Annotated in this window: 10 protein-coding genes and 1 tRNA gene; 8 read left to right on the top strand and 3 right to left on the bottom strand. The window is 68.4% G+C overall.

What is annotated here, in order from left to right:
• Position 1 precedes the first annotated feature (1 nt).
• Both ACFYVR_RS21140 and ACFYVR_RS21135 read right to left on the bottom strand, forming a co-directional pair.
• Positions 2 to 907, bottom strand: a complete 906-nt coding sequence (locus tag ACFYVR_RS21140; protein ID WP_387476784.1) for an enoyl-CoA hydratase/isomerase family protein — start codon at positions 905 to 907, stop codon at positions 2 to 4.
• 157 nt (positions 908 to 1,064) lie between these two features.
• Positions 1,065 to 1,141: transfer RNA gene (locus ACFYVR_RS21135), tRNA-Leu, on the bottom strand.
• 125 nt (positions 1,142 to 1,266) lie between these two features.
• Between ACFYVR_RS21135 and ACFYVR_RS21130 the strand changes: the two genes are divergently transcribed.
• The 8 genes from ACFYVR_RS21130 to ACFYVR_RS21095 all read left to right on the top strand — a co-directional run bounded on the left by ACFYVR_RS21130 (position 1,267) and on the right by ACFYVR_RS21095 (position 11,195).
• Positions 1,267 to 1,875: an ANTAR domain-containing response regulator gene (locus ACFYVR_RS21130; protein ID WP_387476782.1), complete on the top strand. Its 609-nt coding sequence runs from the start codon at positions 1,267 to 1,269 to the stop codon at positions 1,873 to 1,875.
• A 329-nt stretch (positions 1,876 to 2,204) separates the two neighbouring features.
• Positions 2,205 to 3,395 (top strand): branched-chain amino acid ABC transporter substrate-binding protein, encoded by a 1,191-nt coding sequence (locus tag ACFYVR_RS21125; RefSeq protein ID WP_387476869.1) that lies wholly within the window; start codon positions 2,205 to 2,207, stop codon positions 3,393 to 3,395.
• Between the two features lie 96 nt (positions 3,396 to 3,491).
• Positions 3,492 to 4,556 (top strand): branched-chain amino acid ABC transporter permease, encoded by a 1,065-nt coding sequence (locus ACFYVR_RS21120; RefSeq protein ID WP_387476780.1) that lies wholly within the window; start codon positions 3,492 to 3,494, stop codon positions 4,554 to 4,556.
• Positions 4,553 to 5,791 carry a branched-chain amino acid ABC transporter permease gene (locus tag ACFYVR_RS21115; protein ID WP_387476778.1) on the top strand — a complete coding sequence of 413 codons (1,239 nt, stop codon included), beginning with the start codon at positions 4,553 to 4,555 and terminating at the stop codon, positions 5,789 to 5,791. Before ACFYVR_RS21120 ends, ACFYVR_RS21115 begins: the two co-directional genes overlap by 4 nt.
• Positions 5,788 to 6,780, top strand: a complete 993-nt coding sequence (locus tag ACFYVR_RS21110; RefSeq protein WP_387476776.1) for an ABC transporter ATP-binding protein — start codon at positions 5,788 to 5,790, stop codon at positions 6,778 to 6,780. Before ACFYVR_RS21115 ends, ACFYVR_RS21110 begins: the two co-directional genes overlap by 4 nt.
• Before the next feature lie 85 nt (positions 6,781 to 6,865).
• Positions 6,866 to 7,561, top strand: a complete 696-nt coding sequence (locus ACFYVR_RS21105) for an ABC transporter ATP-binding protein (protein ID WP_387476867.1) — start codon at positions 6,866 to 6,868, stop codon at positions 7,559 to 7,561.
• Positions 7,562 to 7,675: 114 nt separating this feature from the next.
• Positions 7,676 to 10,405, top strand: coding sequence for a DNA polymerase I (polA, locus tag ACFYVR_RS21100; protein WP_387476774.1), 2,730 nt, complete (start codon positions 7,676 to 7,678; stop codon positions 10,403 to 10,405).
• 16 nt (positions 10,406 to 10,421) lie between these two features.
• Positions 10,422 to 11,195 (top strand): PIG-L family deacetylase, encoded by a 774-nt coding sequence (locus tag ACFYVR_RS21095; protein WP_387476772.1) that lies wholly within the window; start codon positions 10,422 to 10,424, stop codon positions 11,193 to 11,195.
• A 51-nt stretch (positions 11,196 to 11,246) separates the two neighbouring features.
• Here ACFYVR_RS21095 and trxA read toward each other — a convergent pair whose 3' ends face one another.
• A complete protein-coding gene (gene trxA, locus ACFYVR_RS21090; protein WP_387476770.1) occupies positions 11,247 to 11,609 on the bottom strand; it encodes a thioredoxin in 363 nt (120 codons plus the stop codon).
• Between the last annotated feature and the right edge of the window lie 79 nt (positions 11,610 to 11,688).

Below are 11,688 nucleotides of genomic sequence, written 5' to 3'. Positions count from 1 at the left end.
GTCAGCGCTGCGGAGTTGCCGAGGCGCGCTCGGGTGTGCGGACTTCGCGACCCTGGGCGGCCAAGCGCTCGAACGCCGCGGCACCGCGCTCGCCGTCGAACCAGCTTCGATGGCGGCGTCCTTCGATCTCCACGAAATCGCGCAGGGGCAGCCTGGCTGCGTCGAGGAAATTCTGCTTGAGCATCCGAACCGCCTCGACCGACCTGCCGGCCAGCTCGCTGCGCAACATCCCGAAATCCTGTTCCCAACTGTTCTCGTCGAACACCCGGGACACGAAACCGATGGCTCGGGCCCGTTCGGCATCGAACGTTTCGGGCAGGAAACAGAGTTCACGAGCGAGCGCTCCGCCCAGATTCCGCTGAAGCGTTGCCGGCAGCCCGAGTTCGCTCGCGAGTCCGATCTGGAGGAAGGCGGTGAGGAATCGAGCCCGGCTCGATGCGACTCGCACATCGCAGGCCGACGCGATCGCGAAGCCGGCACCTGCACAGCCGCCGTTGACCGCGGCGACGGTCAGTTGCGGCATCTCCGTCAGCAGGGTCGCGACCTGGTACGACTCCTCCTCCGGGAATCGGCGCCGGTGGGGCTCGGGGTCGTGGTCGCGATTGACATTCGCCCCAGGGCAGAACATCCGGCCGGAGCCGGTGATCACGACCGTCGAGATCCCGTCCTCCGAGCTCAGGCGCGTCAGCACCTGATGGAGTTCGTCCAGCGAGTCCGGGGTCGTGCAGTTGTGTTCGTCCGGTCGGTTGAAGCGCAACGTCACGAGCGTGTCGCCCCACTCCACGTCGAGTGTGGAGAGGACCTCGGTCCTCGTGGCCGAGTCGGAAGCGGAGTGACCCGCCGCCCCGTTCACGCGAGCCCCCCGATCCCCGGCTCCGGTCGGGTGTCTCCTCGTTCGCCTCGACATGTTCGCGTCATCGCCAGCCCTTCTCGGATGGGTGCGGTCGTGCCAGGCTCAACTTCTATCACGAACAGTCGGTCGGTCGACCGGGAGGCCGTGGCGGAAGGAGCTGTCGGCACGGGTGACGTCGAGAACTCGACACAGGGCTCGAGGTGGTGTTTCGTGGTGCCCTCGGTGAGACTCGAACTCACACTGCACGGGTTTTGAATCCGTTTCCTCTGCCAATTGGGATACGAGGGCTGGTGCGGATACCGACTGTAGATGATCGGGCGCGGGCGTCAAGCACCGGTACCCTGCAAGGGCCGCAGCACGCCTGTCGCGGCGGGTCGAGCCGGGCAGCCGGCCGAGGAGAGGAGTGGCCGACGATGACCGATCCAGTCGGGCAGGAGCGCCGTCCGGTGACTCGCCGCGTGGTCGTGGCGGAGGACGAGGCGCTGATCCGAATGGACCTCGTCGAGATGCTTCGCGAGGAGGGCTACGACGTCGTCGGCGAGGCCGACGACGGGCAGCGGGCCGTGGAGCTGGCCGAGGAACTCGGACCCGACCTGGTGATCATGGACGTCAAGATGCCGCGCCGTGACGGCATCGACGCCGCATCCGAGATCGCGTCGAAACGTCTTGCGCCCGTGGTGATTCTGACGGCGTTCAGTCAGCGCGAGCTGGTCGAACGGGCCCGCGATGCGGGGGCGATGGCGTACCTGGTCAAACCGTTCTCGAAGGCGGACCTCGTGCCTGCGGTCGAGTTGGCGGCCAGTCGCTTCGCGGAGATCTCCGCGCTGGAGGCGGAGGTCGCGAACCTCAACGAACGCTTCGAGACCCGAAAGCTGATCGAGCGTGCCAAGAGTGTGCTGATGACCTCCCAGTCGCTGAGCGAACCGGAGGCGTTCAAGTGGATTCAGCGGGCCGCGATGGATCGCCGCACCACCATGAAGGTCGTCGCCGAGGTCATTCTCGACACCCTCGGCGGCCGCTGACACCGCGTCCGGCGCAGGACTCCGCGGTGAACTCTGCGCTACCGCGGTGTTTCGGCGGACCGGTCGGTCCCTGGGTACTGCTTCCCTGCCCAGACCCGTTCGGCCTGTTCCGCGGACGTTCACACGGTGTCCGCACCGCCGTGAGCGTGTCGCCGGCCGGTAACGCTCGGAGCAAAAATCCCGACGCGGCCATTCATAGTGGTGCACAAGGGTTGCCGCACGGTTATGTTCTGACCGGGTCGACGCTGTCGGCCCCTCCGACCTGTCGGGGAGCTCTCGAGTTCGGGAGGTGTGACGTGAATCGTCGTGCAGTTCGAAGCGCTCTGGTTCTGGGCGTGGCCGCAACCCTTGCCGTGGCAGGGTGCAGCAGCAAGTCGACCGACAGCGGATCGTCCACCGACACCGGTGACGCCGCCAGCGGCCTGAGCATCAATCCGCAGGTCCTCCTCGACGCATCGGGCGCCGAGGTCGCGACCGCGGACGCCACCGACGCCGCCGATCCCGCGGGCAGTGGCGATGCCACCTGCCAGGGCGTGTCCATCGCGATGGCCGGCGCGTTGACCGGAGCCAACGCCGCACTCGGCCAGAACATCCTGTACGGCGCGAAACTCGCCCTCGACAAACACAATCAGAACAACCCGAACTGCCAGGTCGCGATCAAGCAGTTCGACACCGAGGGCGACCCGCAGAAGGCGACGCAGGTCGCGCCGAACATCGTCAGCGACCAGTCGGTCATCGGTCTCCTCGGCCCCGCGTTCTCCGGCGAGACCAAGGCGACCGGCGCCATCTTCAACCAGGCCGGCCTGCCGTTCCTCACCGCGTCCGCCACCAACCCGACACTCACCCAGAACGGCTGGACCACCTTCTTCCGCGGTCTGGGCAATGACAACAGCCAGGGTTCCGTCGTCGCCAAGTACCTCACCGACACCCTCGACGCCAAGAAGGTGTGCGTCATCCAGGACGACTCGGACTACGGCGTCGGCCTGGCGAAGGTGGTCACCGAGAACCTCGGTGCCGCCGCCGACGCCGCCTGCTCGGCCAGCGTCAAGACCGGCCAGAAGGACTTCTCGGCCACCGTCTCGCAGATCAAGGCCGAGGACCCGGACGCGGTCTGGTACTCCGGCTACTACGCCGAGGCCGCGCCGTTCGTGACGCAGCTGCGCGAGGGCGGCGTGACCGCGCTGTTCAGTTCCGGTGACGGCACGAACGACCCCGAGTTCGTCAAGCAGTCCGGTGAGGCCTCGAAGGACGCCATTCTGACCTGCCCCTGCATCCCCGCACCCGCGGCGCTCGCCGAGGAGTACGAGGCGCTCAACGGGCAGGCACCCGGTGTGTACTCCGTCGAGGGCTACGACCTGACCACGATCATGCTCGCGGCCATCGACTCCGGCGTGAAGGACCGTGCCGGGATGCTCGACTTCGTCCGCAACTACGACGGCCAGGGAGTCGGCAAGCGCTACCAGTGGAATGCGCAGGGTGAGCTGTCCAACGCGCTCATCCAGATCTACGAGGTCAACTGATCCCTCGGGTCGGTCGGTCGGGTGCGCGTACGTGCGCACCCGACCGATCACCCGTCGGCGGTCGACCGTATTCCGCACCAGCGAACAGAGACTTCGATGACCGCGACCCTGGCCGTCTCCGACGCCGTGACACTGGGCGTCCCCGACGCCGTGACCCTGTACGCAAGCAACATCGACTTCAACATCGAGGGCCTGGCGAAGAGCTTCTGGCAGCTCACCATCGACGGGCTCAGCTACGGCGCGATCTACGCGCTCGTCGCCATCGGCTACACCCTCGTCTACGGCGTGCTGCGCCTGATCAACTTCGCGCACTCCGAGATCTTCATGCTCGGGCTCTTCGGGCAGTACGTCGCGCTCATGCTGCTCGGATTCGCCCCCAGCGGGAACGTGTACAACGAGGGCGTCGCGATGACCGTGGTCTACCTCGGTCTGGCCATGCTGTTCGGCATGGCGGTGTCGGGGACTGCGGCCGTCGGACTCGAACGGGTCGCCTACCGGCCACTGCGCCGACGCGGCGCCAAACCCCTGGTCTTCCTCATCACCGCGATCGGAATGTCCTTCGTCATCCAGGAATTCGTGCACTACGTGCTCCCGAAGATCTGGCCCGGACTCGGCGGCACCAACGCGCAGCAGCCGATCAAACTGGTGCAGCCGGTCGAGGTCTTCTCGATCCGGGGGGCGTCGGTGACGAACGTGACGATCGTGATCATCGTGGCCGCGCTCCTGCTCACGGCGCTGACGGACATGCTGATCAACCGCACCAAGTTCGGTCGCGGCATCCGAGCCGTCGCGCAGGACCCCGACACCGCCACCCTGATGGGGATCTCGCGTGAGCGGATCATCATGCTCACCTTCCTGATCGGCGGGCTCCTCGCCGGCGCGGCCGCACTGCTGTACTCGCTGAAGATTCCGTCCGGGATCATCTACAACGGCGGATTCATCCTGGGCATCAAGGCATTCGCGGCGGCCGTCCTCGGCGGCATCGGCAACCTGCGCGGTGCCCTGCTCGGCGGACTGCTGCTCGGGGTGATCGAGAACTACGGGCAGGTCGTCTTCGGGACCGAATGGCGGGACGTGGTCGCGTTCGTCCTCCTGGTCCTGGTGCTGATGTTCCGTCCCACCGGAATTCTCGGTGAGAGCCTGGGGAGGGTGCGGGTATGACCATCGAACGAACCGAGGTGCCCGTCCCCGACAGCGACGGTGGCAGCGACCGCGGGCGCGGCGTCGGGGACGCGATCCGGAACTGGTGGGACGGCCTGACCCGGCCGATGCAGTGGCTGGCGGGCGTGCCGGTGATCGCGCTCATCGCGATCCTGCCGGTGTGGCGGCCGCCGCTGCTGGACACCCCCGGTACGGACTTCGGCGGTGTGATGGCGCAGTTCGCGATGTACGCGCTCATCGCGATCGGACTCAACGTCGTGGTCGGGCAGGCCGGCCTCCTCGACCTCGGCTACGTGGGCTTCTACGCGGTGGGGGCCTACACGGTGGCGCTGCTGACCAGTCCGAACAGTCCGTGGAACAAGATGGGCACCAGCGTGTTCTTCTCCAGCGACTGGGCCTGGCTGTCCTGCCTGCCGATCGCGGTCACGATCACCGCGTTCACCGGTCTGCTGCTCGGGACACCGACACTGCGTTTGCGCGGCGACTACCTGGCCATCGTCACCCTCGGCTTCGGAGAGATCGTGCGCCTGCTCGCAGACAACCTCACCGAGGTCACCAACGGCGGGCAGGGCCTGTCCCAGATCGCGTACCCGCACCTCGGGGAATCCGAGGAGCTTCCGTACGGCGTGTTCTCCGCAGGCAACACCGGCGGCAACGTCAACTCCGGGGTGTGGTGGTTCTGGGTGGGCATGGCGATGGTCATCGTCGTGCTGCTGATCGTCGGCAACCTCGAACGCAGCCGCGTCGGCCGGGCGTGGGTGGCGATCCGGGAGGACGAGGACGCCGCGGAGATCATGGGTGTGCCCACCTTCAAGTTCAAGCTGTGGGCCTTCATGATCGGTGCGGCGATAGGCGGACTGTCCGGGGCGCTGTACGCAGGGCAGGTGCAGTTCATCAACCCGACGGGCTTCAACGTCATCAACTCGATGCTGTTCCTGTGCGCCGTGGTCATCGGTGGGCAGGGCAACAAGCTCGGTGTCATCGTCGGAGCGTTCATCATCGTGTACCTGCCGAACCGGGCGATGTCGATCCACATCGGCGACCAGTCCCTCGGCGACTACAAGTACCTCTTCTTCGGTATCGCGCTGGTGGTGCTGATGATCTTCCGTCCGCAGGGTCTGTTCCCGGCGCGGCAGAAGTTGCTGGCGTACGGTCGGCAGGTGTACCTGGCGGTGCGGCCCGCCGCCGACGCGGCCGGTGCCGGCGGGTCCGTCGCGAGTGGAGGTGGACGATGACCTCGGGTCCGGGCGCGGGCGACGCGCTCTTCGACAACGAGGACTTCGCGGCGGAGCTGGCACCGGAGGTGGACGTTCCCACCGCGGGAGTGGTCGACGTCGAGGCTCTCGACCCCGCACTTGCGGACCCCGAGATGGTCGCGGAAGTTGTTGCACCGCAACGCGAAATCCGCGTCGACGAGGGCGAAGCGCTGTTGCGCACGGAGGGGCTGACGGTGCGGTTCGGCGGCCTCGTCGCACTCGACGACGTGACCTTCGAGATCCGGCGCGGGGAGATCCTCGGCCTGATCGGACCGAACGGTGCAGGCAAGACCACCTGCTTCAACGCGATCACCGGCGTCTACAAGCCGTCCTCCGGTTCGGTGACGTTCGACGGGCGTCCGCTCACGGCGTCATCTCCCCGGCGCTTGGCTCGCGGCCGGGCGACCAAGCGCAACGAGATCACCCGACTCGGCATCGCCCGCACCTTCCAGAACATCCGCCTGTTCGGCGAGATGACGGCGCTCGAGAACGTCGTCGTCGGCACCGATGCCCGGCACCGGACGTCGGTGCCCGGTGCCATCTTCCGCACCGGCCGGCATCGCAGGGAGGAACACGACGCCGTCGAGCGGGGCATGGCGCTGCTCGAGTTCGTCGGCATCGCGCCCCGCGCGGTGGAGAAGGCCCGCAACCTCTCCTACGGCGACCAGCGCCGCCTCGAGATCGCCCGCGCCCTGGCCACCGAACCGAAACTGCTGTGCCTCGACGAACCCGCGGCCGGATTCAACCCCAGCGAGAAGGCCGCGCTGCAGGACCTGATCCGCAAGATCCGCGACGACGGGTTCACCGTGCTGCTGATCGAACACGACATGCGGCTGGTGATGGGCGTGACCGACCGGATCGTCGTGCTCGAGTTCGGCCGCAAGATTGCGGACGACGTGCCCGCCGCGATCCGGGAGAACCCCGCCGTCGTCGCCGCCTACCTGGGAGTGCCCGATGAAGCAGAATGAGACCGGGACACCCACCGACGCCGGGACGCCCTCCGGCACCGGGACGCCCACCGACACCGGGGCACCGCTGCTCGAGGTGACCGACATGGTCGTGAACTACGGCCGCATCCGTGCGCTGCACGGCATCTCGCTGCACGTCCGTCGAGGCGAACTGGTCACCCTGCTCGGCGCCAACGGGGCGGGCAAGTCCACGACCATGCGAGCGCTGTCCGGCCTGCTGCCGCTCACGCGGGGCCGGATCATGTTCGACGGCAAGGACATCACCCACGTGAAGGCGCACGAGCGGGTCGCGCTCGGGGTCGTGCAGGCGCCGGAGGGCCGCGGGGTCTTCCCGGGTATGACGGTGCAGGAGAATCTTGACATGGGTTGCTACGCAAGAACTTTCGAGACGAAGGCCGAGTACGCGGAACGCCTCGACTGGGTCTTCGGCCTCTTCCCCCGGCTCGCGGAGCGGCGCACCCAGGTCGGCGGCACGATGTCCGGCGGCGAGCAGCAGATGCTCGCAATCGGACGGGCCCTGATGGCGCGGCCACGGCTGCTGATGCTCGACGAGCCGTCGATGGGCCTGGCGCCGATGGTGATCGCGCAGATCTTCCGGATCATCGCCGAGATCAACGCGCAGGGCACCACCATCCTGCTCGTCGAACAGAACGCCCAGCAGGCGCTGCGGCGCACCGACCGCGCGTACATTCTCGAGACGGGGGAGATCACCCGGACCGGACCCGGCCCGGAACTGCTCGCCGACCCCGCCGTCAAGCACGCCTACCTCGGCGTCGGGTGATGCCCGGCGCGTGACCGTCGTCGTCGTCGTGTCCGTCGCGAATCGGAGCGTCAGCCCGACCGCCGGCCCGTGTCCGTTGCCACGGTGTCGGGGTGGCTCCCTAGACTCACTGCGGTGAGCCCGACAACGTCTCCCGCACCTGCCCCCGCCACCGCCGACAGCGGCGACAAGCCGACGCTGCTGCTCCTGGACGGGCACTCGCTCGCCTACCGCGCGTTCTTCGCCCTGCCCGCGGAGAACTTCAAGACGCACAGCGGCCAGACCACCAACGCCGTCTACGGGTTCACCTCGATGCTGATCAATCTGCTGCGCGACGAGCAGCCGACGCATGTCGCCGCCGCGTTCGACGTGTCGCGGCAGACGTTCCGTGCGGAGGCGTTCCCCGAGTACAAGGCGAACCGCAGCAAGACCCCCGACGAGTTCAAGGGGCAGGTGGAGATCACCAAGGAGGTTCTCGGTGCGCTCGGCATCCCGGTGATGGCCGAGGCCGGCTTCGAGGCCGACGACATCATCGCCACCCTGACCACGCAGGCCGCAGGGGAGGGCTACCGGGTTCTGGTGTGCACCGGCGACCGGGACTCCCTCCAGCTCGTCACCGACGACGTCACCGTGCTCTACCCCCGCAAGGGCGTCTCGGACCTGACGCGCTTCACCCCGGCCGCGGTCGAGGATAAGTACGGGCTCACCCCGCGGCAGTATCCGGACTACGCGGCGTTGCGCGGCGACCCGTCCGACAACCTGCCCGGCATTCCGGGGGTGGGTGAGAAGACCGCCGCCAAGTGGATCCGCGAGTACGGTTCGCTCGACGAACTCGTGGACAAGGTCGACCAGGTGCGCGGCAAGGTCGGCGACGCGCTGCGCGCCAACCTGTCGTCGGTGGTGCTCAACCGGCAGCTCACCGAGATGGTCCGCGACGTGCCGCTGCCGTACGTGCCCGCTCAGCTCGCGCTCGCCCCGTGGGACCGGGACAAGATCCACGCCCTGTTCGACGACCTCGAGTTCCGGGTGCTGCGGGACCGGTTGTTCGAGACCCTCGCGTCAGCCGAGCCGGAGGCCGAGGAGGGCTTCGAGGTGCGCGGCGGCGCGCTGGCGCCGGGTGAGGTCGCCGCGTGGCTCGACGCGCACGTCCGTGACGGTTCCCGCGCCGCCCTGTCCGTCGTCGGTTCCGGCGCCCCGTACGGGGGTGACGTGACGGCGCTCGCCATCGCCGCCGCCGACGGAGAGGGCGGCTACGTCGTCGCGTCGACCGTCACCGAGGAGGACGAGACGGCGCTCGCCGCCTGGCTCGCCGACGCGTCCGCGCCGAAGGCGCTGCACGAGGCCAAGTCCGCGATCCACGCCCTCCGCGGACGCGGCTGGACGCTCGGCGGACTGACCAGCGACACCGCGCTCGCCGCGTACCTGGTACGGCCCGGGCAGCGCAGCTTCAACCTCGACGACCTGTCCCTGCGCTACCTCAAGCGGGAGCTGCGCGTCGAGGACACCGGCGACGCGCAGCTGTCGCTGCTCGACGCCGAGGACTCAGCCGATGCGGCTGCCGCCGAGACCGAGATCCTGCGGGCCCGCGCGGTCCTCGACCTGGCCGCCGCGTTCGACACCGAGCTCGCCGCGATCGAGTCGGCGCGGCTGCTCACGGACCTGGAACTGCCGCTTCTCGAGGTGCTCGCCGACGTCGAGGCGATCGGCATCTCGGTGGACACCGACCACCTGCACGACCTGCAGTCCACCTTCGCGAGCCGGGTGTCCGCCGCCGCCGAGGCCGCCTACGAGGTGATCGGCGAACAGATCAACCTCGGCTCCCCGAAGCAGCTGCAGGTGGTGCTGTTCGAGAAGCTGGAGATGCCGAAGACGAAGAAGACCAAGACCGGCTACACCACGGACGCCGCCGCGCTGGAGTCGCTGTTCGAGAAGACGCAGCACCCGTTCCTCGGGCACCTCCTGGAGCACCGGGACGCGACCCGGCTCAAGGTCACCGTCGACGGTCTGCTCAAGTCGGTCGCCGACGACGGCCGCATCCACACCACCTTCAACCAGACCGTCGCCGCGACCGGCCGCCTGTCGTCGACCGAACCGAACCTGCAGAACATCCCCGTCCGCACCGACGCGGGCCGGCAGATCCGGGACGGGTTCGTCGTCGGCGCCGGCTACGAGTCGCTGATGACCGCGGACTACAGCCAGATCGAGATGCGGATCATGGCCCACCTGTCCAAGGACGACGGTCTGATCGAGGCCTTCAACACGGGCGAGGACCTGCACAGCTTCGTCGGATCGCGGGCGTTCGGTGTCCCGATCGAGGAGGTCACCGCCGAGCTGCGTCGCCGCGTGAAGGCGATGTCGTACGGCCTCGCGTACGGCCTGAGCGCCTACGGGCTCGCTCAGCAGCTGAAGATCTCCACCGAGGAGGCGAAGGAGCAGATGGACGCCTACTTCGCCCGGTTCGGTGGTGTCCGTGACTACCTGCACGAAGTGGTCGAGCAGGCCCGCAAGGTCGGTTACACCTCGACGCTGTACGGTCGTCGCCGCTACCTGCCGGATCTGACCTCCGACAACCGCCAACGCCGCGAGGTCGCCGAACGAGCCGCCCTCAACGCCCCGATCCAGGGCACCGCCGCCGACATCATCAAGGTCGCGATGATCGACGTCCAGACCGGGCTTCGGGACGCGGGCCTGCGGTCGCGGATGTTGCTGCAGGTGCACGACGAACTCGTGCTCGAGGTGGCCACCGGCGAACGCGACGCCGTCGAGGCGCTGGTGCGGGAGAAGATGGCCGGCGCCATCGAGCTGTCCGTGCCGCTGGACGTGTCCGTGGGGGTCGGCCGCAGCTGGGACGCGGCGGCCCACTGAGCCGGGAGGTACCGACATGGCAGTCCTGGTCTGCTTCCACGCCCACCCCGACGACGAGGTGTTCGTCACCGGCGGCGTGATTCGGCGCGCCTCCGAGGACGGGCATCGCGTGGTGCTCGTCACCGCGACGGACGGCGCGCTCGGCGAGGTTCCCGACGGGGTGCTCGCGCCCGGTGAGACCCTCGCCGGGCGACGTCTCGACGAGCTGCAGGCCTCCGCGGCCGCGCTCGGCGTGCATCGGGTGGTACCCCTGCACTACCGGGACTCCGGGATGGCGGGGACCGACGACAACGCCCACCCCGACGCGTTCTGCAACATCGACGTCGACGTCGCTGCGGCCAGGCTGGCGCAGGTGCTCGTCGAGGAGTCCGCGGATGCGATGACGATCTACGACAGCAACGGCGGCTACGGACACCCCGACCACATCCAGGTCCACCACGTCGGTGTCCGCGCAGCGGAGCTGGCGGGCGTGGACCGGGTGTACGAGGCGGCGGTCAACCGGGAGCACATGAAGAGGATGATCGCGGCGCGGCCCGACTGGACGGAGGACGTGCAGCCGCCGGATCTGGACTCCTTCGGCCTCCCGGAGGCCCTGATCACCACCGTCGTGGACGTGTCCGCGCAGATCGAGGCCAAACGCGCCGCCATGTCCGCCCACGCCACGCAGGTCGGCGACTTCGGACCGTTCCTTGAGATGCCCGTCGAGCTGTTGCGGTCCGCGTTCGGCACCGAGTGGTTCCGCCGCCGCGGCATGCCCGACGGGTACGCGGAGTCGGCGCTCGCCCTGTGAGACGACACCGGCCCCGTGACCGGGTGGTCACGGGGCCGGTGCGGGCAGTGGTCAGGCCTGCTGCGCCGCGATCTGCTTGCGGACCTCGTCCATGTCGAGGGCCTTGACCTGCGTCACGAGATCCTCGAGCGCCGCCTGGGGCAGAGCGCCGGGCTGTGAGAAGACGAGGATGCCCTCGCGGAACGCCATGATCGTCGGGATCGACCGGATGTTCGCGGCGGCCGCGAGACCCTGTTCGGCCTCCGTGTCGACCTTGCCGTGCACGACGTCCGGGTGTGCCTCGGACGAGGACTCGAACGTCGGGGCGAACTGGCGGCACGGGCCGCACCACGAAGCCCAGAAGTCGACCAGCACCACGTCGTTGCCGGTCACGACCTCGTCGAAGTTCTGCTGGGTCAGGGTCTGCGTGGCCAATTCATTTCCTCTCGTATCCGGCCGCCGGCCGGGATCGGTGCAACTGGACGTTGCCGTTGCGCCCTTCAACGCACCTACC

The sequence above is a fragment of the Rhodococcus sp. NPDC003318 genome (assembly GCF_042879035.1).
Classification (GTDB): domain Bacteria; phylum Actinomycetota; class Actinomycetes; order Mycobacteriales; family Mycobacteriaceae; genus Rhodococcus_G.
This window is presented reverse-complemented; position numbering and strand designations above follow the sequence as displayed.

Excerpts from the sequence above, each read along its gene's own strand:
- ACFYVR_RS21140 (WP_387476784.1), bottom strand. The coding sequence starts at position 907 with ATGTCGAGGCGAACGAGGAGACACCCGACCGGAGCCGGGGATCGGGGG.
- ACFYVR_RS21095 (WP_387476772.1), top strand. The coding sequence starts at position 10,422 with ATGGCAGTCCTGGTCTGCTTCCACGCCCACCCCGACGACGAGGTGTTC.
- ACFYVR_RS21105 (WP_387476867.1), top strand. The coding sequence starts at position 6,866 with ATGGTCGTGAACTACGGCCGCATCCGTGCGCTGCACGGCATCTCGCTG.
- ACFYVR_RS21120 (WP_387476780.1), top strand. The coding sequence starts at position 3,492 with ATGACCGCGACCCTGGCCGTCTCCGACGCCGTGACACTGGGCGTCCCC.
- ACFYVR_RS21115 (WP_387476778.1), top strand. The coding sequence starts at position 4,553 with ATGACCATCGAACGAACCGAGGTGCCCGTCCCCGACAGCGACGGTGGC.
- ACFYVR_RS21130 (WP_387476782.1), top strand. The coding sequence starts at position 1,267 with ATGACCGATCCAGTCGGGCAGGAGCGCCGTCCGGTGACTCGCCGCGTG.
- ACFYVR_RS21110 (WP_387476776.1), top strand. The coding sequence starts at position 5,788 with ATGACCTCGGGTCCGGGCGCGGGCGACGCGCTCTTCGACAACGAGGAC.